Annotated in this window: 22 protein-coding genes; 3 read left to right on the top strand and 19 right to left on the bottom strand. The window is 41.0% G+C overall.

The window, feature by feature from the left end; translation table 11 throughout:
- Window positions 1-179: 179 nt before the first annotated feature.
- Genes paaZ through AC6JAD_RS09580 form a run of 13 tightly spaced genes read right to left on the bottom strand, consistent with a single transcriptional unit; the run spans window position 180 to window position 11,468 of the window.
- A complete protein-coding gene (paaZ, locus tag AC6JAD_RS09640) occupies window positions 180-2,675 on the bottom strand; it encodes a phenylacetic acid degradation bifunctional protein PaaZ (protein WP_461305211.1) in 2,496 nt (831 codons plus the stop codon).
- A 3-nt stretch (window positions 2,676-2,678) separates the two neighbouring features.
- Complete coding sequence (locus AC6JAD_RS09635) at window positions 2,679-3,278, bottom strand: short chain dehydrogenase (protein ID WP_461305212.1); 600 nt, start codon at window positions 3,276-3,278, stop codon at window positions 2,679-2,681.
- 19 nt (window positions 3,279-3,297) lie between these two features.
- Complete coding sequence (gene pcaF, locus AC6JAD_RS09630) at window positions 3,298-4,512, bottom strand: 3-oxoadipyl-CoA thiolase (protein WP_461305213.1); 1,215 nt, start codon at window positions 4,510-4,512, stop codon at window positions 3,298-3,300.
- Window positions 4,513-4,515: 3 nt separating this feature from the next.
- The gene (locus AC6JAD_RS09625) at window positions 4,516-4,923 is read right to left on the bottom strand and encodes a PaaI family thioesterase (RefSeq protein ID WP_461305214.1); all 408 of its coding nucleotides are present in this window, start codon (window positions 4,921-4,923) and stop codon (window positions 4,516-4,518) included.
- Window positions 4,923-6,089 (bottom strand): 3-hydroxyacyl-CoA dehydrogenase NAD-binding domain-containing protein, encoded by a 1,167-nt coding sequence (locus AC6JAD_RS09620; protein ID WP_461305215.1) that lies wholly within the window; start codon window positions 6,087-6,089, stop codon window positions 4,923-4,925. The genes AC6JAD_RS09625 and AC6JAD_RS09620 overlap by 1 nt, the downstream gene beginning before the upstream one ends.
- 43 nt (window positions 6,090-6,132) lie before the next feature.
- Window positions 6,133-6,912 (bottom strand): enoyl-CoA hydratase-related protein, encoded by a 780-nt coding sequence (locus AC6JAD_RS09615; RefSeq protein ID WP_461305216.1) that lies wholly within the window; start codon window positions 6,910-6,912, stop codon window positions 6,133-6,135.
- The gene (gene paaD / locus AC6JAD_RS09610; protein ID WP_461305217.1) at window positions 6,913-7,416 is read right to left on the bottom strand and encodes a 1,2-phenylacetyl-CoA epoxidase subunit PaaD; all 504 of its coding nucleotides are present in this window, start codon (window positions 7,414-7,416) and stop codon (window positions 6,913-6,915) included. It abuts the gene before it with no gap.
- Window positions 7,417-7,436: 20 nt separating this feature from the next.
- Window positions 7,437-8,192, bottom strand: coding sequence for a 1,2-phenylacetyl-CoA epoxidase subunit PaaC (gene paaC / locus AC6JAD_RS09605; RefSeq protein WP_461305218.1), 756 nt, complete (start codon window positions 8,190-8,192; stop codon window positions 7,437-7,439).
- Window position 8,193: 1 nt separating this feature from the next.
- Window positions 8,194-8,478, bottom strand: a complete 285-nt coding sequence (gene paaB, locus AC6JAD_RS09600; RefSeq protein WP_461305219.1) for a 1,2-phenylacetyl-CoA epoxidase subunit PaaB — start codon at window positions 8,476-8,478, stop codon at window positions 8,194-8,196.
- 9 nt (window positions 8,479-8,487) lie between these two features.
- Window positions 8,488-9,444: a 1,2-phenylacetyl-CoA epoxidase subunit PaaA gene (paaA, locus tag AC6JAD_RS09595; RefSeq protein ID WP_461305220.1), complete on the bottom strand. Its 957-nt coding sequence runs from the start codon at window positions 9,442-9,444 to the stop codon at window positions 8,488-8,490.
- A 37-nt stretch (window positions 9,445-9,481) separates the two neighbouring features.
- The gene (locus tag AC6JAD_RS09590) at window positions 9,482-10,555 is read right to left on the bottom strand and encodes a 2Fe-2S iron-sulfur cluster-binding protein (RefSeq protein ID WP_461305221.1); all 1,074 of its coding nucleotides are present in this window, start codon (window positions 10,553-10,555) and stop codon (window positions 9,482-9,484) included.
- A 56-nt stretch (window positions 10,556-10,611) separates the two neighbouring features.
- Complete coding sequence (locus tag AC6JAD_RS09585; protein WP_461305222.1) at window positions 10,612-10,923, bottom strand: hypothetical protein; 312 nt, start codon at window positions 10,921-10,923, stop codon at window positions 10,612-10,614.
- On the bottom strand, window positions 10,896-11,468 hold the full coding sequence (locus tag AC6JAD_RS09580; protein ID WP_461305223.1) for a TetR/AcrR family transcriptional regulator: 573 nt from the start codon (window positions 11,466-11,468) through the stop codon (window positions 10,896-10,898). Before AC6JAD_RS09580 ends, AC6JAD_RS09585 begins: the two co-directional genes overlap by 28 nt.
- 714 nt (window positions 11,469-12,182) lie before the next feature.
- Between AC6JAD_RS09580 and AC6JAD_RS09575 the strand changes: the two genes are divergently transcribed.
- The 3 genes from AC6JAD_RS09575 to AC6JAD_RS09565 are packed head-to-tail and all read left to right on the top strand — an operon-like array spanning window position 12,183 to window position 15,065.
- Window positions 12,183-13,931, top strand: coding sequence for an aromatic amino acid hydroxylase (locus AC6JAD_RS09575; RefSeq protein ID WP_461305224.1), 1,749 nt, complete (start codon window positions 12,183-12,185; stop codon window positions 13,929-13,931).
- A gap of 13 nt (window positions 13,932-13,944) precedes the next feature.
- Window positions 13,945-14,745 (top strand): hypothetical protein, encoded by an 801-nt coding sequence (locus AC6JAD_RS09570; protein WP_461305225.1) that lies wholly within the window; start codon window positions 13,945-13,947, stop codon window positions 14,743-14,745.
- A gap of 11 nt (window positions 14,746-14,756) precedes the next feature.
- Complete coding sequence (locus AC6JAD_RS09565; RefSeq protein ID WP_461305226.1) at window positions 14,757-15,065, top strand: rhodanese-like domain-containing protein; 309 nt, start codon at window positions 14,757-14,759, stop codon at window positions 15,063-15,065.
- On the opposite strand, the gene AC6JAD_RS09560 is transcribed toward AC6JAD_RS09565, so the two are convergent.
- The 6 genes from AC6JAD_RS09560 to AC6JAD_RS09535 form a co-directional block, all read right to left on the bottom strand.
- Window positions 15,054-15,665 carry a DUF4230 domain-containing protein gene (locus AC6JAD_RS09560; RefSeq protein WP_461305227.1) on the bottom strand — a complete coding sequence of 204 codons (612 nt, stop codon included), beginning with the start codon at window positions 15,663-15,665 and terminating at the stop codon, window positions 15,054-15,056. The two genes, AC6JAD_RS09565 and AC6JAD_RS09560, sit on opposite strands and share 12 nt — an antisense overlap.
- A gap of 57 nt (window positions 15,666-15,722) precedes the next feature.
- Window positions 15,723-15,971, bottom strand: a complete 249-nt coding sequence (locus tag AC6JAD_RS09555; RefSeq protein WP_461305228.1) for a hypothetical protein — start codon at window positions 15,969-15,971, stop codon at window positions 15,723-15,725.
- Between the two features lie 3 nt (window positions 15,972-15,974).
- On the bottom strand, window positions 15,975-16,436 hold the full coding sequence (locus AC6JAD_RS09550; protein WP_461305229.1) for a hypothetical protein: 462 nt from the start codon (window positions 16,434-16,436) through the stop codon (window positions 15,975-15,977).
- Between the two features lie 181 nt (window positions 16,437-16,617).
- Window positions 16,618-19,344, bottom strand: a complete 2,727-nt coding sequence (locus tag AC6JAD_RS09545) for a carboxypeptidase regulatory-like domain-containing protein (protein WP_461305230.1) — start codon at window positions 19,342-19,344, stop codon at window positions 16,618-16,620.
- Window positions 19,345-19,430: 86 nt separating this feature from the next.
- Window positions 19,431-20,321: a GLPGLI family protein gene (locus AC6JAD_RS09540; RefSeq protein ID WP_461305231.1), complete on the bottom strand. Its 891-nt coding sequence runs from the start codon at window positions 20,319-20,321 to the stop codon at window positions 19,431-19,433.
- Between the two features lie 74 nt (window positions 20,322-20,395).
- A complete protein-coding gene (locus AC6JAD_RS09535; RefSeq protein ID WP_461305232.1) occupies window positions 20,396-21,247 on the bottom strand; it encodes a GLPGLI family protein in 852 nt (283 codons plus the stop codon).
- Window positions 21,248-21,305 lie beyond the last annotated feature (58 nt).

Genomic DNA, 21,305 nt, shown 5'->3' with positions numbered 1-21,305 from the left:
ATGTTCATTCCTTTTGCTCGTCCAAAAGAAACGAACCAAAGAAAAAGACGCCTTTTCCTAGGAGTTTTTCAGCATAGCTGAAAACCGATTTCAAAACTCCGCGTTGCAAAGCTCCTGAATCTCGGAGCTTTTGTACATCTATTCTGCGGAAAAGGGGTTAAAAACTTCATTTTCTAATATTATATCAAGTTAAACTGTTCGAAATGGTGGTTTAGGTGCTTTCGCTCCAATAGATACCATTCGAATCTATTCAGTTCGCCAAAGACCACATTCTTGGTCTTAGCATCTGGGTTTTGTTTGAAATATTCTAAGTATTCCTCGCGCGCTTCCAACAACTTGGCTTTGGCTGTTTCCAAATCAGGATGCTTAGCTTTGGTTATTTCAGATCGCTCGGCCAATGGAAAATCATAACCCGATGGCATTTTTTGATAGTTATATAAGGTCGCATGTACCTTTTCCAAAATCTTTTCTGGGGTGGCAATTTCGAAATCCTGAATTTGGCCAGAAGCGATTCTATAGGTATACTCTAAATGCTCTATCATGGTTTGGGCCGTAAGATCGCCCCAATTCGGTTTGGCACCTTCGGTTAACTTTCCTAAACATTCATGGATCTTTTCTGAGGTCATTTCCACTAGGGTGGTCTGTTTCTTTTGCACCATAGTTAGGACGGTCACAATCGCTACCAATTCATCATCGGCATCAAATACTTCGCCATACCATTTTACGATTCCACTGGGTAATTCCGTTCCCCTTTGCTCACGATCGATCTTTTGCTTGCAAGTAAGGCGCACATAGATGGTATCGTTATGATAAATGGGACGCAGGAAACGACAGTCTTCCAATCCATAATTAGCTGCCACGGGGCCTTTGTTAGGATACACAAACAATCCAGCTGCTGCCCCTAGTAAGAAGTAACCATGGGCGGTTCTCTTTTCGAAGATACTGCCATCCAAGGAAGTGATATCGGTATGCGCATAGAAATGATCCCAAGTAAGGTTCGCAAAATTTACAATATCACTGTCCGTAATGGTTCGCTTGTGCGTTTTTAGGGACATACCAGGTTCTATGTCTTCCCAATGGTATTTAAATGGATGTTGCTCAGCTTCTTTATAAGCACCCTTAGGCTGATAGATTCCCGTAACCTCTGTTAAGGTAGTTGGGGTTCCCTGCACTGCACATCGCTGTAAATAATGCTTTACACCACGCATTCCGCCCATTTCTTCGCCTCCTCCGGCCCGACCCGGACCTCCATGTACCAATGCTGGTAATGGTGAACCGTGACCTGTACTTTGCTTCGCATTTTCACGATTCAGTATAAGAATTCGACCGTGATGGGAAGCCGCATTGATTGTATATTCTTTCGCAATGGTATCATCGTATGTAGCAATAGATGACACCAGGGATCCTTTACCCATATGCGCTAGTGTAATGGCTTCATCCAAATTTTTATAAGGCATAAGCGTACTTACAGGACCAAAGGCCTCAGTGATATGCGCGGCTTCATTTTTAAAAGGGTCATCTTCCCTGAGTAAAATTGGTCTTAGGAAAGCGCCCTTTTTCGCATCGGCACCAATAGTTTGCACCTCATCGAGATTTCCATACACCATCTTGGCAGTTTCAGAAATTTTGGCCACTTGCTCCCGAACCGAAGTGCGTTGTGCATCACTTACCAAGGCTCCCATTCGAACCTCTTTTAGTCTCGGGTCTCCGATAGTTACTTTATCCAATTGTTTTCCTAGCGCAATTTGAACATCTTCAAGCACGTTCTCAGGGACAATGATTCTTCGAATAGCCGTACATTTTTGACCCGCTTTTACCGTCATTTCCTTTCGAACTTCTTTAATGAACAAATCGAATTCTGGAGTTCCAGGAAGGGCATCTTCCCCTAAAATAGAAGCATTCAAACTATCGGCTTCCATGGTAAAGGGAACGGATTCTTCAATGAGCTGTGGATGGTTTTTTAGCTTTCTACCGGTATGGGCAGATCCAGTAAAGGTTACTACGTCCTGTGACTGTACCGTATCTAAAATATTTCGTGCAGTACCGCTAATTAATTGAATGGATCCTTCAGGCAATATACCTGAAGCAACAATTTCCCGTACCACGGCTTCCGCCAAATAGGCTGTTTGCGGTGCAGGAAGGACTACTGCCGGCATACCGGCCATCCAGTTCACCGCACATTTTTCCAACATACCCCAAACTGGAAAATTAAAGGCATTTATATGAACCGCAACCCCTCTTTTAGGCACCATAATGTGATGGGCCATAAACCGACCTCCACGCGATAAATCGATGGGTTCACCTTCTACATGATAGGGTTGATTCGGAAACAATTTGCGGAGGGAAGCATTGGCAAAAAGATTTCCAAAACCTCCTTCTATGTCGATCCAGCTATCTATTCGGGTAGCACCAGTGCGATAGCTAAGCTCATAAAATTGTTCTTTTCTTTTATTAAGGTACATGGCCAATTTTTTAAGCATGAGGCCGCGTTCCTGAAACGTCATTTTACGAAGGGTGTCGCCTTGTGCCCTTCCATACTGAAGAATATCCGGTATGTCCAATCCTTCAACGGTAACACTGGTAAAGTGTTCCCCTGTTACGGAATCTAGCACAGGAACACCTTCTCCAAGTCCGTCTCTCCATTGCCCTTGTACGTAATGTTGTGTTTTTGTCATGAGTTATGCGTTTACACGTATGATTTGCCCTTTAATTCTCCCTTCGGCACTTTTAGCATAGCCGTTTACCACTTTGTTCATGGCAACGGGATCGTGTCCCGGGAAATAGTCTTTGTATTTTTCGAAGGCATCTTCTACCAACCCAGCGGACACCGCATTTACCCGAACTCCTTCTAATTCTAATGCTACGGCTTTTACAAAACTGTGAATACCTCCATTTACCATGGCGGCACTTGTGGTCATGTCTACTGGGTCATCTGCTAAAATCCCAGTGGTTAGGGTGATAGACCCTCCTTTATTGATGTACTCTTTTCCAATTCGAACCAAATTGACCTGTCCCATCAATTTACTCTTGATGCCTATGTAAAAATCTTCTTCCGAAAGATTATCGAACTTATCCCATTTAGCCTCACCAGACACATTAATGACAGCATCTAACCGTCCGACTTTTTCAAACGCACTTTTAATGGATTGCGAATCGGAAATATCGACAGTAACATCACCGCTACTTCTTCCTCCCACAAGCACTTCATGAGTCTGTTTAAAGTAAGCAGTCACTTTCCTTCCTATGGTTCCATTTCCTCCTATGATTAATATCTTCATATTATACCCGAGATGACTTTTAAACGTTTACATTTTCGATAATAGCTGCATACCCTTGCCCTACCCCTACACACATAGTGATAAGAGCATAGCGCTTCCCTGTTTCATTCAATTCCAGCGCTGCGGAATAGGCAATTCGTGTTCCTGTAACTCCCAATGGATGTCCGATGGCAATAGATCCGCCATTCGGGTTGATTCTTGGATCGTCATCGGCCAGGCCCCATTCGCGAATACAAGCCAAGGCTTGTGATGCGAAGGCTTCATTCAGCTCAATGACATCTATATCTCCCATTTTCAATCCAGCCTTTTCCAAGGCTTTATTGCTTGCTTGCACTGGGCCAATTCCCATAATCCGGGGTTCTACACCCACTACAGCAGAACTCACAATGCGGGCTAAAGGCTTCAGATCATATTTCTTTACAGCTTCTTCGGAGGCAATTATGGTAGCGGCTGCTCCATCATTTAAGCCCGATGAATTTCCCGCAGTAACGCTTCCTCCTTCTTTTTTGAATGCGGGCCTAAGCTTCGCCAAAATATCCTTGGTTGTGGTTGGTTTTATAAATTCATCGTCAGAGAAAACAATCGGGTCTTTTTTGCGCTGTGGAATTTCAACTGGTACAATTTCTTTGGCCAATCGTCCATTGTCCTTTGCTTTGGCCGCCTTCATTTGGCTTCCGTAGGCAAACGCATCCTGATCTTCGCGGGATATCCCGTATTTCTCCACAAGGTTCTCTGCAGTATTCCCCATACCATCCGTTCCATACAATTCCTGCATTTTCTTATTCACAAATCGCCAACCAAAACTTGAATCGTACATTTTACTATCGTTACCAAATGCCGATGAAGGTTTAGCAATGACGTATGGCCCCCGCGTCATATTTTCTACACCACCGGAAATGAACAAGTCTCCGTCCCCTGCTTTGATTGCCCGATTGGCCTGAATGATAGCTGATAGTCCGCTGCTGCACAGTCTATTGACTGTTTCACCAGGCACGGTGAAAGGCAACCCTGCCAGCAGCAGCGCCATACGCGCCACATTTCTATTATCTTCTCCTGCCTGGTTGGCACATCCCATAATTACATCGTCATAAGCCTCTTTTGGTATACTTGGATTATTTGCTACCAATGCCTTAATAACATGGGCGCCTAAATCGTCCGTACGAACAGCACTTAGGGTTCCTTTATAGTTTCCGATTGGAGTACGTACTCCGTCAATGATATATGCTTCTTTCATATGTTATTCTTCCCAGTCCTTACTGGTTCTATATACTACTCCTTTAAATAGGGCTACAATTTCCTCTCCTCGTTTTACTTCAATTACATTAAAACCCACTTTCTTTTTCTGAATATCGATAACAGCTTCCGCAACTAAATAATCCCCAGCTTCAAGTGCTTCTATATGATTTACACTAGTCTCAATAGACACCGCGTACTTTCCATGGGTATTGGCGGCAAATCCAAATGCCGTATCGGCTAACGAATAGCTTATCCCTCCATGCGCATACCCCATACTATTCAACATTTCGGGTCGAACCGTCAGGGCAACCTTGCAACGTCCTATCTCACATTCCAATATTTCAATACCTAACCAAGTACTAAAAGCGTCGAGCGAAAGCATTTTATATGGTATCCTTTCCCCTTTCATTAGAAAAATGATTCATTTGCTTTATTCATCCTTCTCAGTAATGGGGAGCATCTGTAACGATCTTCATGGTACTCTTCATAAAGGGCATCCAATTTTTCCACGCACCAATCAATTCCTTTTTCGTCGGCCCATGCCAATAATCCTTTGGGGTAATTCACTCCTTTGGTCATAGCATTGTCAATATCCTCAGCAGAAGCAATATTTAAAAACAAGGCATCTACTGCCTCGTTAATAAGCATTACCAATACACGATCGAATATCTTTTGTGCCAAGGCAACATCTTCACGGGGTTGTGGCTTATCGACCCCTTCTTTATAGGTATAATACCCTTTTCCCGTTTTTCTTCCCAAATATCCTGCTTCACTCAATCGTTTCTGGGTAAATGAAGGTTTGTACCTTGGGTCGTAATAGAATTCCTTAAATACAGTCTCGGTAACCGTATAGTTTACGTCGTTGCCTATAAAATCCATTAATTCAAATGGGCCCATACGAAACCCTCCCAAACTTCTAAGTGACCAGTCTATCGTAGCAAAATCGGCAATCCCTTCTTCATAAATCCGTAGCGATTCACCATAGAATGGTCGAGCTACCCTATTAACAATAAATCCTGGGGTGTCTTTTGCCAATGCCACTGTTTTGTTCCAACCTTCAATAGTTTCCATCACAACTTTGGTCGCTTTCTTGGAGGTCTGAACAGCCGGAATCACCTCCACCAACCTCATCAAGGGAGCTGGGTTGAAAAAGTGAATCCCAATACAGCGTTTAGGACGCTTAAGGGATGCGGCAATTGAGGCTATTGACAGCGAAGAGGTATTGGAAGCGATGATGCACCTTCTCGATACATATCCTTCCAACTCTTGAAAGACCTTCTTTTTGATTTCAAGGTTTTCTATTATGGCCTCTATAGTCAGATCGGAATCGGATAGGTCTTCCAAAGAATGAACGTACTGAATATTTCCTTCAATTCTATTCTTCTCTACAGTATCGATACGTCCCTTTTCTACAAGTCGGTTCATTATTTTAACCAAACTAGCCTGTGCTTTTTCCAAGGCTTCTGGCTTTGTATCGAATATCTTTACTTGGCAACCAGCGGTAGCCGCCACTTGGGCAATTCCGCTACCCATGGTACCACTTCCAATAACTCCAACTTTCTTTATATCTGACATAGAAAAACCCCTTTATGCGATCGGGGGTAGTGTTTAGTTACTATTATTTTCCCTGAAAATTCGGTTTGCGCTTTTCAACAAAGGCAGCCACACCTTCACGATAATCATCGCTTTGTGCCGCCTCTATCTGATATTTTGATTCCATTTCCAATTGGGATTGTAAATCATTGGTCATGGAGGCATTCATCAATTCCTTTGTCATTCCTAAGGCTTTGGTAGGCATCTGTGCTAAACTTTGGGCAAGCTTTTCCACCTCATTTATAAATTCTTCTTGGGAAAACACCTTATATACCATTCCTAATCGTTCTGCTTCGGAAGCCCCTACTTTATCTCCCAACATCATAAGTGCAGATGCTTTTTGGAATCCAATTAATCTGGGAAGGAAAAATGTACCCGCACTATCTGGAATAAGGCCTATTTTACTGAACGCCTGAATAAAACTCGCTTTTTCTGAAGCCACGACAATATCGCAAGCCAATGCAATATTCGCTCCTGCTCCCGCTGCCACTCCATTCACGGCGGCTATCACTGGTTTTCGGATGCTTCGGATACGGGAAATTATAGGATTGTAATGCTCTTCCAGTATTTTTTTGAAACCTGGGTTCAAATCCGGTGTGGTTACCTCTTTTAAATCCTGTCCTGCACAAAATGCTTTCCCACTTCCAATAACCACAATAGCCCGCACGGCATCATCCTTTTCGGCCGAATCTAAGGCAGCTTGAAAAGCCAATGCCATTTCCCTATTGAAACTGTTGAAAACATCTGGGCGATTTAAGGTTAAAGTCGCCACGCCATTTTGAATATGGGTTTGTATACTACTCATTTATTTCAAACATTTAAAGTAATCGAAAGGTTCTTGACAGTGATCGCATTTAAATAATGCCTTGCACGCCGTTGAACCAAATTGACTTACAAGATGTGTATTTGTGCTACCGCAATTCGTACATTTTACGATCTTTTCATTTCCCAACAATGCTGCCTTATCGGCCGTTTCTTCTAACGGTGCAGCAATCCCGTATGCCTCCATTTTCGTTTTGCCTGCCTCGCTAATCCAATCGGTGCTCCAAGCAGGTGACAATACAAGTTCTACAGTGGTTTCCTTTCCTTTCTCGGCAAACGCACTTCTTAGATCATCGCCTATGACATCCATCGCAGGGCAACCAGAGTATGTTGGGGTAAGCTTTATGTATATGTGCCCATCTTTTTCTATTGCCTCACGAATTACCCCCAAATCCAATACAGTGAGCACAGGAATTTCCGGGTCGGAAACTGTTTCCAATACTTCCATTAAGTGGGAATCGATATTTGGATGCAGTGCAATTGTCATTGGCTATTGGATTAAACGGGTTACCATTGCATATTGGGATAGGCCCGCTGCATGTATTGTAGCTCTGCCAAAAGATATCCCATATGTTCTGTGTGCACCCCCTTTTTTCCTCCATAGGTAAAGTTAGTGCGCTCTGGAATTTCCAAAGTTGCTTCAGCTAGTAATTCGGATACTTCCTCATAGTACGTCTCCTTAAGCTTGGAAATATCGACTCCAATTCCCTTGGATATCATTTCCTGATCCGTTTCAACCATTTCAAACAATTCATCTGTATACCTCCAAAGACCATTGATTGCTTCTTGCATCTTCTCGTGACTCTCCTGAGTACCATCACCTAGTCGTTTCACCCAATCACCAGAAAAGCGCTTGTGGTAGCTTACTTCCTTTATGCATTTTTTGGCTATGGCAGCAAATGTTTCGTCCGAACTGTGTTGTAGTTCATTCAAAAACAGAAGATGGAAAACATCGAATAGATATTGTCTTGCAATGACAAATCCAAAATGTGTATTGGGTTGCTCTACCAAAAGTGCATTTTTGTATTCGTGCTCATATCGCAAGAATGCGACATCATCTTCGGTCTTGTCCTCTCCTGAAGTTTTAGCAGCATATTGGTAATAACTTCTAGCTTGCCCTATTAGATCCAAGGAAAGGTTTGTGCAAGCGATGTCCGTTTCCAAGCTAGGCCCGTGACCACACATTTCGCCCAAACGCTGTCCTAGTACCAGACTGTTGTCTGCAATTCCCAATATGTAATTATATAACATTTGGCTCTTCATACTACATATGTTTTAGCTCATCTGGAAGGGTATAGAACGTAGGATGTCTATACACCTTATCTTGAGCAGGCTCGAACATCTCGCCATTATTTTCAGGATTGGAAGCTGTTATATGCTTGCTTTCTACTACCCATATGCTTACTCCTTCATTACGCCGCGTATATACATCCCGTGCATTTTCTAATGCCATCTCGGCATCTGCAGCATGTAAACTTCCAAAATGCCTGTGCTCCAATCCGTTCTTACTGCGAACAAATATTTCCCATAAGGGCCAACTCTTCTTCATATCGTTGTTTTAACTTGCTTTTGATACTTTTTTACTTTCTTGCTTTTCCGCATAGGCCATGGCAGCATCCCTAACCCAAGTTCCTTTTTCCCAGGCTCCAACACGTGCTTCCATGCGCTCTTTATTACAGGGCCCATGCCCTTTAACCACCTGCCAGAACTCATCCCAATTAATTTTACCAAAATCATAGCGGCCTGTTTCCTCATTCCATTTTAGATCTGGATCTGGAATGGTTAACCCCAGAATTTCGGCTTGGGGCACCGTTTGATCTATAAATTGCTGGCGTAATTCGTCATTCGTTTTGCGTTTTAGCTTCCACTTCATGGATTGCTCAGTATGGGTAGATTCTGCATCGACAGGACCAAACATCATTAAGGAAGGCCACCACCAACGGTTTAATGCATCCTGTGCCATATTCTTTTGTACTTCCGTTCCCCTACAAAGGGTCAACATAATTTCGTACCCTTGTCGCTGATGAAAACTTTCTTCCTTACACACCCTTACCATGGCGCGTGCATACGGCCCGTAGGAGGTATTGCACAAAGGCACCTGATTAATAATGGCTGCGCCGTCTACCAACCATCCTATGGCCCCCATATCGGCCCAAGTAACTGTTGGGTAATTGAAAATGGAAGAATACTTTGCCTTGCCAGAATGCAACTGTTCGTATAGCTCCTCCCTGGATATACCCAATGTTTCACAGGCAGAATATAGATACAATCCATGTCCCGCTTCATCCTGAACTTTCGCCAGTAAGGCCGCTTTTCTTCTCAAAGAAGGTGCTCGAGTAATCCAATTACCTTCTGGGAGCATTCCCACAATTTCTGAATGCGCATGTTGAGAAATCTGTCGTATGTGCGTTTTACGATACTTCTCGGGCATCCAATCTTTTGGCTCAATCTTTTCGTCACGCGCTATGCGTTCTTCGAAAATTGCTTCTAAATTCTTTACTTCTTTTTCACTCATATTTTTATGTTTTAACCTAAGCTATAGCCATAGGTAATTAAACATCGAAATCTACTTTTACTTTTTCTGATGTGGGAACCGCTTGGCAACTCAATACAAAATCCTGAGCAACTTCGTCTTCCTCTAAAGCATAATTGATTTTCATTTCAACATCACCATCCAATATTTTACACTTACACGTACTACATACGCCACCCTTGCAGGCAAAAGGAAGGTCTGCACCGGCTCCTAGGGCCGCATCCAGAATGTTGTCGTATTCATCGGTCATGGTGAAATGAAACTCTTTTCCACCATCGACGATGGTAACCTCAACACCTTCCACATTTTGTTGTGCGAGTCGCTCAGCTCGTTTTTTGTCTTCTTCGGATAATCCTGTTACAAACAACTCGAAGTGAACTAATTCCTTCGGCAAACCAGCCTTCACCAAATAATCACCCACATAATTCACCATTTCCTCTGGGCCACACAAAAACACCTCGCTTGTATCGGGTATATCTATAAAAATACGGGTTAGCACCTCCATTTTCGCATCGTCGAAACGACCATTGAACAATTCAATATCACGGCGCTCCTTGGTGAGAAAATAATAAATCTCCAACCTTCCAAAATACTGATTACGAAGCTGTTCCAATTCTTCCTTAAAGATAATGGATTTTGATGTTCTATTTACATAAAAGAGCTTGCACGTAGATTGTGGTTCTTGGGCCAAATGCGTCTTAATCATGGATACTACAGGTGTAATTCCACTACCTGCAGCAAAGAATAAGTAATTCTTCGCTGTGCCGGAAACACAATCCACACCAAAAGTTCCACTGGGTGGCATTATTTCTAATGTGTCTCCCGCCTTTAATTCTTCATTTACATAGGTGGAAAACTTCCCTCCCGGAATTTGTTTTACCGCTACTTTCCAGGCACCTTCCAAAGGACTGGAACATAAACTATAGGAGCGCCGGGTATCTTCGCCATCAATTTCAGCCTTTAGGGTAAGGTGCTGTCCTTGACGAAATGCAAACTCCGTAGTAAGGGATTCTGGGATATCGAAGGTAATCACACTGCAATCAGCAGTTTCTTTATAAATGTCTTTAACCGATATTGTATGGAATGTAGCCACTAGTTCTGATTTCAGGAACACAAAACTAACGATTGTTAGTTAGATTTGCAAATGGTCTATTTCTTCCATTTATCCTTCCATGCTTTACGGTAGTATATATGGGTAACCAACAGCGCTATACTTCCGAAAAACCACAACCCTAAAGTAGCAGCCATAGTAGGCAATCCACATCGTATGTCGCCTTCATCATATTCTGGGTAGAACCATTCTGGAAACACATAAATGTAACCCACTACAATTAAAAGGACTGTGATAAACTTACCTCCCTCCCAGCTAAGCCGATGACTTAGAAAGTAGAAAAACAATTGTAAGATGGAAATAAGAACACAGAAAACCAGGATCATACGATACCTTCGATCAAAACGCATACCATATCCTTTTTCAGGACATTAACATCCAGTTTTCCGCGTTTTTGGTACCACAGGTACAGCGTTCTAAGTGTGGAAAGAATGGAAAAAAGAATAACTTCTGGATGACGTGGTTGGATCTGTCCCATCTCGATTCCATTTTTTATGATATTCCTGAAATTCTCTTCATAATCTTCCCGCATTTGCACAAAATCGATCAAATCCTGTCCTTGCAAATGCATCCAATCATTGTTAAGGGCAGCCAAGGCTTCAGAATGATTCACCGTGATATCGATATGCAATTCGATAAGGGCCTTTACCTTCTCCAAGGGTGAAGCGCCAACCTGTTGCACCTGCTCCATACCCTTGGTGAAATCCTGGGCCAACTTCAAGATCAAGGAAGAAAGGATCTCCTGTTTACTGCTAATATGATTGTATAGACTTGCAGCCTTTATTCCCATTTCTTGGGCAATATCCCTAACAGAGACGGCTGTAAAGCCCTTCTCTTCAAAGAGCCTTGAGGCTACCGTAATGATTTCTTCTTTGCGTGTGGTCCCTTTCATCATGTACAAGTTAACAAATATGAAAACATTTGTTTGAGGAATAAAATTGCAACAAGACATTGGAAACCGCAAGGATTTAAATGATATAATTTCTAAAAATGATTATGCGTTTTAAAAATTCGAATTCTTTAAGCAGAAAAATCGATGAAATGCACTAAAAGAAGATTATTTGAAAAAAATATCGATAAAAAGATTTTTGTTTTAACACAATATTAACAATCAAGACTTATATTTGTAGTGTTGTAATACGTTTACAAAAAAGAAGTCCGGTAACTGGAATTACCGAACTTCAAAGTAATATTACACTTTTTCAAGCCAATATTTGATAATATCCCACATCATTCGAGCCGCGGGATATATCCAACCAAAATTGAGCCATGTCCTCCTTGAGGATTTAGGCTCGCGCTTATTGAAACGCATACCATTAATTCACATGAGTCTTAGTGAATTAATTTTGTTAAGGTTGTAAAAGAACTGCTCTGCAGATAGTCCGTAAATTCCAGCGAACTATTATTCAAATTTAGTTAATATCTTACTCTATTTTATACTTTTTAGCTAAGTATTAGCCGAACGGAATAATTATATCGATTAAATAACGCTATTATACGGTTTTTCCATAATTTATTGTAGGAATACAAATTATCTAATTGTTCTATCAATATTAATTATTCATAATTACCTTACTAATTAATGAATACTTCCTACTTTTGATTGTCTATGGAACAGCAGATAGAAAGCAATGAGCTTATAGATCGGTTACCCCCTCATTTGAAGCAGTATATCAAGCCGCAAAATTATGAGGAATACACGCCTATAAATCAGGCAGTTTGGCGCTATGTAATGCGTAAGAATGTGGATTACTTGAGTAAAGTCGCACACGAAAGTTATGTGGAAGGACTCGACAAAACTGGAATTTCCATAGACTCCATTCCATCCATGTACGGCATGAACCGAATCCTAAAGGAAATTGGTTGGGCTGCTGTGGCGGTAGATGGATTTATCCCGCCAAATGCCTTTATGGAGTTTCAGGCTTATAAAGTATTGGTCATTGCCAGTGATATCCGCCAACTGGAAAATATAGAATACACCCCAGCACCAGACATTATTCATGAGGGAGCGGGACATGCCCCCATCATTGCAAGCCCAGATTATGCCGAATACTTACGTCGATTTGGAGAGGTGGGCGCTAAAGCCATTACCAGTGCTCATGATACAGAAATGTATGAGGCAGTTCGGGAATTGTCTATCTTAAAAGAAGCAGAAGGCACCCCGAATGAACAAATAGATGCGGCAGAAAAGAAGGTGGAAATGCTGCAAAATAAAGAGGTAGAACCTTCCGAGATTTCCCTTATCCGAAACCTACATTGGTGGACCGTTGAATACGGAATGGTAGGAACTGTCGAAAACCCGAAAATTTATGGGGCAGGGTTGCTTTCTTCCATTGGGGAAAGCGAATGGTGTATGAAGGAAGAGGTTAAAAAAATACCTTATTCCATAGATGCGGCATATCAGGATTTCGATATTACCAAACCCCAACCTCAACTCTACGTAACGCCTGACTTCGCGTATTTACAGGAGGTTCTTGAAGAATTTGCCAATACCATGGCTGTTCGTAAAGGAGGCTGGAGAGGCCTGAAGAAACTGATAGGATCCAAACAATTGGGTACCATAGAAATTAGCACGGGGCTTCAAGTTTCTGGGGTATTTACCCGAATGATTCAAAATGAAGATAATGAAGTAGTTTATTTTGAAACCGAAGGGCCTACAGCTTTGGCGTATCGGGAAAAAGAGGTTATTGGACACGGTGTTAGTCGACATAACCATGGATTCCGATCCCCCTTGGGAAAGCTGAAAGGCATTAATCTCGCCATTGAGAATATGGGACCCAGGGACTTACAGGCATATAATTTCTACGACGGGAAGCCCATTGCTTTCGAGTTTGAAAGTGGCATCACGGTAGAAGGAATGAACGTTACGGGAATGCGAAACCTCCGCGGGGAACTCATGCTCATACAGTTTACCGACTGCACCGTAACCTATAAGGGCGAGGTTCTCTTTTCTCCGGAGGATGGGGATTTCGATATGGCCGTAGGGACCGACATACTTTCTGCATTTGCAGGAGCCGCAGATTATTTGAGTTTCGATCTGGCCACCCATCAGATTAGTGAAACCGAAACGGTTCGCACTTCCTTGTCTGAAGAAGAGAAGCAATTGAACGAGCTCTATGGAAGGGTTCGGGAATTACGCGAAGCGAATACCCAAAGCCAAGACGAACTGGTAACAATTTTTAATGCGCTAAAAACGGATCATCCTTTAGATTGGTTATTACCACTAGAAATTTTTGAACTTACTGCGAGCACTCTAGTATTGGAGTATTTAAATACCTTGAAACAAAAGCGCCCAGAAGTGGCTCACTTAATTTCAGGTGGGCTAGATTTACTTCAAAAAGAGCCTCAGAACTTATAACATATAAATTCAATTGAAACGAAACGCTTTACTACTGATTTTTCTATGCCTGCCATTTTTCACCCTGGTAATTGCTCAGAATAATTATACTATCCAAAAGAATAAAAGAATAAAAATTGGTGTTTCGGAGCATTTCAAATATGCATATGATTTAAATTCTGGCGATAGCACCCTAGTGCATCATGTGAAATATCATAAAAATGGAGAGCCCATTAAGGATTATGTATACAATGAAATGGGGCAGCTCAAAGATTCTTCTGAGTATACATTCAATTCGAAAGGATTACGGGCCAAACGAACCAGATTCAAAGATGGCAAAGTCTTTCGTATAGACCTCTACAATCATGATGATCAGGGAAACATGATCGATCACTTTCAATATGATGGTGAAGGGACACTTCTTATTCATCAAAAAAGAAAGTATAACAGTAAGAATGAAAATACGGTTATTCACAATAAACATCGTAATGGTAAAGATTATTACCTAGCTGCAAAGTATAAGTACACCAAGAGTGGCAAATTCGAATCTAGAAAACGATTTAACCCTTTAGGCAAAATTCATAACACTTCGTTATACACTTACGACGAGAAGGATAATTGCACCTCAGTTGCCCAAGATAAAGGTTCAGGTTACCAAACCTATCTCCAACTAAAATATGACGAAAACAATAATTTAATTGAAAGAAACTTCGTCCTAGAAAAACTAACCAAACAATATGCTTACGATGGTGAAGGCGCCAATATTGAAGAAATCCATCGTGAGAACAATACACTGACTAAGAAATTTAGATATTTTTACAAGAAATTTGAATAATTGAAATTGCTATGGGACTATTCGGTCTATTTGGAAATAAGAAAAAGAAAATTGCCGACTTTCAAAATCGCGGGGCCATTATTATCGATGTGCGCACCAAAGGAGAATACAAAGGTGGAGCCATACCCGGTTCCAAAAACATTCCATTACAACAGGTTTCCGTTCGGTTGGCTGAAATAAAAAAATGGAACAAACCAGTGATTACATGCTGTGCTAGTGGTGTGAGAAGCGGAAGTGCTGCAGCCATATTGCGGTCTAACGGAGTGGAGGCCATGAATGGTGGCGGATGGTTTTCCTTGAGCAAGAAACTAGAGTTTTAACTCGGAGAAAGATTCTTCAGAATCAAGCGTTTCACCATTGTACTGTAAGGTCCAACCCATGGAATTGGTCAGAATATAGATTTTCTGCAATTCCGATATCAACCTATTTTGCGCATTATCGGTTAATTTGGAAGCTTCTATCTTTTTGCGAAGCGATTCATCCACCTTGGAAGATATGATATTCAGGTCTTCTGAAGTAAACTTATTGAAATAACCCTCCTCCATATCGTAATATTCAATCTTAGGATAAATTTTCAATTCTGGTTCTGGAATATGCGTAATGGTAACAGTCTTCATTTCTTCAGAAATTTCAGTTTCAATCCGACTTAGATCATATGAAATGGTAGCATCGGCATTTACGATCACCAATGCTTTTTTGGTAGAAAAGAAATCGAAATACAGTTCCTTGGAGTCTTCATAACTAAAGACCTCGGCAAAGGAACCTTCAGTCACGACAAGCTTCCCCACATTTTTAAGTTCTTTTTGAATAAGCGAACTATGCTGAATTACTCGTTCCTTTCCATCTTTACGATATTCACAATACTGAACCCCAAAGACCAGAAGCAACGTAATTACCACGCCAAATAGTATCTTGCGCATTCCTAAGTTTTTCAGAAAGATAGCAAAAAAAGCCTCTCAAATTTGAGAGGCCTAGTGTCATTTCTTCTTCACTTGTTCTGCCAATACCCCGCTTACAATCTTAAGGATATCGTCTAACAGTGATTCGTGGTTCTTAAAAAGCTCGAATAGCTTGGCTACCATAAGGGTGATTTCATCACCGGTATCGCAAAAACCCAAAGCCGAGGAAATTCGTTTCGGATTTTCCTTCACACTTTTTAGAAAGGTTTCGTTGGTAAGCATTACCCTGAAAAGCTCCAACCGTCTTTCTTTTAGTTCGGCTGCCATGATCTACTTTTTATTGGAAGTCCTATTGGATTTCTTCTCCTCCTTTTCTTCCTTTTCCTTCTTAGCCTTGGCGTCTGCCTGTTTTCGCACCTTGTACTTCTTTTCGAAATCAATCTTGTCTAAGATTTCCTTAAGTTGTTTTAGGTACACTTTAGCTTGCGAAAGCTGATCCTTAGCCTGTTCATCCTTATCATCGTTATGGTACTCGATGAACTTTCTAAAATGATCTTTAAACTTTTCCCATTGTTCCTGAGCTTCTTCAATGCGTTTCACTTCCTGTTCATCTGGTGGCAACTTCGCATTGTTCTTGTTCATTTCAAGGAGCATGTCGGTAATGTCCATGATCTTGTCATGAACTTTGTCCTTCTCCTGATTTCGCTTGTCTTTGGATTTTTTCTTATCCAGAAGTTTCAATAAATCATCAATAATACTGATGATACTCTCAATAGTGGTTGTCTCTGCCATGATTTTTGATTTTTAGATTCGACAATTATTAAACAACCTAGCTAACCTACCCCAATAGTATCACCATCAGGTTAGAAAAACAAAGGAAAAACCACGGTTTTCAAAGAATGAATTCCACCAAAAAAATAAGGCAAACAACTGTTAATGTGTCGTTTGCCTTTAAAAATTATAGGTTGAAATTTTATAAATTGTATTTCACTACCAGCATTACAATTCGAGGCAATACAAAGTATTGGTTGGTGGTATTGAATTGATCATTAAAACTATCACTATTCGTAAATTCAGTATTCAGTATGTTACTGGCCTGCACGGACAACTCCCAAGGACTTTCCCCTTTCTGAAAGTAGAGTTTGGCATTTACAAATGAGTACTCATTTTCTATGGTATCTGCGGCATCGGTATAATTGTAGAAATCCCATTCCGCATTCAAATAAAAATGCTTCAAAAAGCTTACATCTATATTCGCAAACGGCCTTTGTGTATAAAAGGTCTGCTCCAAACCACCATTATTGTAATTGTTCACTGTAATACCATAACCTACCTCAAAATTGGGCCATTCCCTAAATGAGCTCCTAACGGTAGCACGATAGCTCTGTGTGAAACTTTCACTTTTCTGAACCTCTTCATTGAATATGTTGTATGACGTGCTATAGTTTACATTTACATTTCCGTTAAACTGAAGTCGTTTGATTCGTTTACTGAAACGACCAAAGGCAGAAAACGTTTCATCCGGGAAATTACTGTCGATATTCTGAACGGTAGATGCCTGATTTATCCTATCTATACGTCCATTGCTCTTAATCCCTTCAATGCGCTTGGTATAGCTTATATTGGCATTTACATTGGTATAATTAAACATATTAAAGCTGAAATAGGTTAAATTATACGTGTGGGACAAGGAATTCTCCAAATCCCTATTACCACGGAACAAACTATTGTAGTTATTGAAAATATAAGCTTCCGCAAAATTATTTACATCAGTATATTCTGCGGCCATGGCATAATTAAATCGAAGACTTTCGCTTTTCTTAATATCGAATATGGCATTGAAATCCGGAAGTAATCGCCAATCATTCTGACTGGTTTTAGCACCCAACTGCTCATTGCTAATATTGTAATTGTGAAGAGTGGCTCCAGGGGTAAATGTGAATTTTCCGGTTTTCAATTTATAATGGAATCCCAAGAACAAATCGCTAAAATTAAAATTTACATCATTCGTCAATGGCTCCGTTTCACCATCCATTTCTTCCGTTTCCGGTAGATCCAATCTATTGCCATTATCCAATAGTTGAAAAATGTTGGAATTAAACTTCTGGTTGCTGTAAGTGCCACCCAAAGTTAAATTGATATTACTCGTATTATTCAAGACACGGTAGTAATCTATCTTCGCATCCGCCTTATGGCTTTCTACATTTCTATCCTGATTAAGGTTATATCTATCCTGGGGCGTATCTAAGGGTAAAATAGTTTGGAAAGGAATAGAATCCTGTACCACATTGTAAAATGGGTCTTCATCCTGCCACATATGCTGTGCATACCCTGCAAAAATATTGTTATCGTCCAAAGTATAGTAGGCATTAATATTCTGACTTATGGAGGCTGGTTTGTTTTCCATCGCCTCGTCGATATCGTTCACGGCAGTACCAAATTGGGATAGCGTGTTGGACTCTTCCGTTTGCTTCGACACCTTGATAAGGGCATCGTAATCGAACTGGAAGTTGGTATTGGGCTTGTATATACTACTCAATTTTAGCATTCCCAATTGATTCCGCTGATCTATATCATTACTCGTATTTTCAATGAACCCAGTAGAAATGTATTGTCGAATTGCATTGGTAACTATGTTGGTTTTATTGTCGCTTAAAATGGTAAAACCACTTACATCCCATTTTGGACTAGCTCTCCAGCTGAAGTTTCCAGCTACAAAATTGGACTCTATGGCATTGGCCCGATTGTTTTGGGTAAGGGCAAAACCTAAGCCACTGTCACTTATATTAAAGCTGGTCCCTCCACCACGGTTAAAATTTCGGAAACCTCCAGTAAAATTGAAGTAATCCCTCCAAGTAAAGGGTACTTCCCCAATGTCATTAAAATCGGTAATAAGGTTAATACTGTAATCTGGACTGTAATAGAACAATTTGGGATGCACCAAATATCGGGCTTCGGATTCATCATCCAATCCTCCTCCGGCTGTTATCTCTCCAAACCAAAACCTTTTTTTACCTTCCTTAAGCTTAATGTTAATGGCTACATTATCCTGATCATTTCCCAGTCCGCGCATCTGATCTACTTCATTGTAATTCCGAAGCACTTCTACTTTGTCTACTGCATCGGCCGGAATGTTCTTTGTGGCCAATTTAGAATCGCCATCGAAGAAATCCTTTCCTTCTACCATGACCTTTTGCACGGTTTTTCCCTCAACTTCTATTTCACCATCTTCATTTACCTCTACTCCCGGAAGGTTCTTCATGACATCTCCCAATTTTTTTTCATCCCCGCGATTAAAAGAGTCTGCATTGTATACGATGGTATCCCCCTTAACCGTAACCGGCATTTCATACACAATTTCTACTCCTTCCAATTGTGCCGCCGACTGCCTTAAGCTAAAATCCTGTGTCATATTTTCGGCATTCTCGGGAACTGTAATAGTGGTCTCAGCATTTTCATACCCCAAGAAGCTGGCTTTTAAAATGTAGCTATCTCCTTTTCCCAAATCCAATTGATACATCCCGTCGCTATTGGTAATGGCATAGGACTCTATAGCTCCCGATTCTGCTTTGGTTGCAATAACATTGGCCAATTCCAATGGATTGCCAATAGAGTCCTTAATGACCCCTCGTACTTTTATAGTTTGAGCGGAGAGCCCGGTAACTATTAAAAGCAACATACAAAGTAATAGGTTTTTCATGCTTAGTTTTATTTAGTTAATAACCAATAGTATCCTCCTCCCATATTGTATTGGGAGCATTCATGGTTGTTAAATAAAATGTGATTTTAACCTCCGAATCTGCGACCACCGCCTCTACGGCCTCCTCCCCCTCGCCAGTTATCGCGCATTTCTTCGGTTTTTTCTTTTACGATCTTATTATACTCTTCCCTGGTAACTTCTTTTCCCTTTTCAGGTTTCTTTATTTCCTCAGCCTCCTTTGGGTTCAGCACTATTTTAGAACATAAGATGGTGGTTCTATCTATATTCATTTCTAATATTAGACCAGGCAAACCTCCGTATTCCCCCGGACCCATTTGTACCGGAATCTGTGGTGTAAACCAAGCGGTAACAAGAACCTCTTTGGGCACCTCAATCTCATCCATCGGATCTTTTACTTCTGTACTATCCTTTACCTCTTCGGCCCCTTCTTTTCTTTCTCCGTTCCGATCCCTTCCCCTTCTTCTTCGGGCCATACTGAAGTCGTTAGGATCGACCTGTTTCATAGCCGTAGCCTTTATGGCTAAGTACTGTCCGATCTGTTTGGATTCCTTCCCAACCTGCCATTGCAAATTGGTTATGGTATCATTTATTAGGAATTGCTTTCCGAAGAACTCCCGTTCTTCTAAAATCTGATTTGTCCCAAGGTCCTTGTATTGTTTCCCAGCGGAAAAACTACTCATCATCATCCTAAATCCGCCCCCATTATCACCTGTTTCCAATCGCTCTTCTTCCTTGTAAACCGATTCGTTCCCGCTAAACGTAAGGATATAGGTTTTTTCCAGCATATTCTTCATTCTATCGGCCACCCGACGTTTCTGCTCCTCGCTCATTCGACCTCCTCCCCATTCGCTCATATCGACAGTGGTCTTAGATTCGTAATAAGCCTTTCCACTAATGTTTTGAGCTATACAAATGGACGAAACTAAAAGCAGTGCTGCTAAGAAAAAGGATTTCATGGTCTTATGGATTTTTTGAATACTTTCAAAGTTATTACAATATCCTTAGACTGTTGAAATTCCCAAAGGTTTAATTAGCCTCCAATTCTTATTTCTATTTCATTGCCATGGCCCCCTTTTCTGTTATCACTTTCATAACGTTCCCGCATTTCTTCCATTTTTTTCTCCATAATTCCATCATACTCTTCTTGGGAAACCTTTTTTCCTTGATTGGGCTCTTTTATCGCTACTCCTTTTTCAGGATTTAAAACTACCTTGCTGCACAAAATAGTAAGTTCGCCATCTCCAACCTCCAAGATAAGGCCCGGTAAACCATCGTAATTATCCGGTCCATTTTTTACCGGAATCTGTGGTGTGTACCATGCTGTCAAGGTAATGGTCTCCTTTTGTTCTTCTTCTTTAGAGTCCTTTTCGCCATTCTCATTAGAATTCACCATGCGCATCATGCTTCTTTCATAGGTACTAGTAGCTTTGAAGCAGGTATATTGACCAATGTTCTTGGTTTCCTTCTCCAATTTCCATTCACGCTCTTCCATAGCGTCCTTAATTAGGAACACTTTCGAAAATGATTCGGTCTGATTGGCGAATCGGTTTTCATCCAAGTTTTTATACAATACACCTTCTCCTCCGGACCCAATAACTTCTACCTGAACCCAACTTGCACCTGCTTGGGGACCGTCCAATTTTGGAACCTCCTTATATACAGATTCAGCATTGGTAAACTCTAACGTATATTCCTTTTCGAACTGCTTTTTGAGCATGGCCATCATTTGTTGCTGCATAGCATCGTCCATCTGGGTACTATCCAATTGAATGTCAACTTTTCGCTGCGTCTTATAGGTCGCTATTCCTTGAATGTCTTGACCCATGCTAAGTGTCGAGACAAAAAATGCTAAACAACAAACTATTCGTATTACTGATTTCATGATTACGGTTTTTAAAATTTCACCCCACAAATATGCAAAGGAGTAGTGTTTTTATGCG

Source organism: Aureisphaera sp., from assembly GCF_059726885.1.
The sequence above is the reverse complement of the archived record's forward strand: the minus strand, read 5'-3'. Positions and strand labels throughout refer to the sequence as shown.

Excerpts from the sequence above, each read along its gene's own strand:
- paaZ (WP_461305211.1), bottom strand. The coding sequence starts at position 2,675 with ATGACAAAAACACAACATTACGTACAAGGGCAATGGAGAGACGGACTT.
- AC6JAD_RS09635 (WP_461305212.1), bottom strand. The coding sequence starts at position 3,278 with ATGAAGATATTAATCATAGGAGGAAATGGAACCATAGGAAGGAAAGTG.
- pcaF (WP_461305213.1), bottom strand. The coding sequence starts at position 4,512 with ATGAAAGAAGCATATATCATTGACGGAGTACGTACTCCAATCGGAAAC.
- AC6JAD_RS09625 (WP_461305214.1), bottom strand. The coding sequence starts at position 4,923 with ATGAAAGGGGAAAGGATACCATATAAAATGCTTTCGCTCGACGCTTTT.
- AC6JAD_RS09620 (WP_461305215.1), bottom strand. The coding sequence starts at position 6,089 with ATGTCAGATATAAAGAAAGTTGGAGTTATTGGAAGTGGTACCATGGGT.
- AC6JAD_RS09615 (WP_461305216.1), bottom strand. The coding sequence starts at position 6,912 with ATGAGTAGTATACAAACCCATATTCAAAATGGCGTGGCGACTTTAACC.
- paaD (WP_461305217.1), bottom strand. The coding sequence starts at position 7,416 with ATGACAATTGCACTGCATCCAAATATCGATTCCCACTTAATGGAAGTA.
- paaC (WP_461305218.1), bottom strand. The coding sequence starts at position 8,192 with ATGAAGAGCCAAATGTTATATAATTACATATTGGGAATTGCAGACAAC.
- paaB (WP_461305219.1), bottom strand. The coding sequence starts at position 8,478 with ATGAAGAAGAGTTGGCCCTTATGGGAAATATTTGTTCGCAGTAAGAAC.
- paaA (WP_461305220.1), bottom strand. The coding sequence starts at position 9,444 with ATGAGTGAAAAAGAAGTAAAGAATTTAGAAGCAATTTTCGAAGAACGC.
- AC6JAD_RS09585 (WP_461305222.1), bottom strand. The coding sequence starts at position 10,923 with ATGCGTTTTGATCGAAGGTATCGTATGATCCTGGTTTTCTGTGTTCTT.
- AC6JAD_RS09580 (WP_461305223.1), bottom strand. The coding sequence starts at position 11,468 with ATGATGAAAGGGACCACACGCAAAGAAGAAATCATTACGGTAGCCTCA.
- AC6JAD_RS09575 (WP_461305224.1), top strand. The coding sequence starts at position 12,183 with ATGGAACAGCAGATAGAAAGCAATGAGCTTATAGATCGGTTACCCCCT.
- AC6JAD_RS09565 (WP_461305226.1), top strand. The coding sequence starts at position 14,757 with ATGGGACTATTCGGTCTATTTGGAAATAAGAAAAAGAAAATTGCCGAC.
- AC6JAD_RS09560 (WP_461305227.1), bottom strand. The coding sequence starts at position 15,665 with ATGCGCAAGATACTATTTGGCGTGGTAATTACGTTGCTTCTGGTCTTT.
- AC6JAD_RS09555 (WP_461305228.1), bottom strand. The coding sequence starts at position 15,971 with ATGGCAGCCGAACTAAAAGAAAGACGGTTGGAGCTTTTCAGGGTAATG.
- AC6JAD_RS09550 (WP_461305229.1), bottom strand. The coding sequence starts at position 16,436 with ATGGCAGAGACAACCACTATTGAGAGTATCATCAGTATTATTGATGAT.
- AC6JAD_RS09545 (WP_461305230.1), bottom strand. The coding sequence starts at position 19,344 with ATGAAAAACCTATTACTTTGTATGTTGCTTTTAATAGTTACCGGGCTC.
- AC6JAD_RS09540 (WP_461305231.1), bottom strand. The coding sequence starts at position 20,321 with ATGAAATCCTTTTTCTTAGCAGCACTGCTTTTAGTTTCGTCCATTTGT.
- AC6JAD_RS09535 (WP_461305232.1), bottom strand. The coding sequence starts at position 21,247 with ATGAAATCAGTAATACGAATAGTTTGTTGTTTAGCATTTTTTGTCTCG.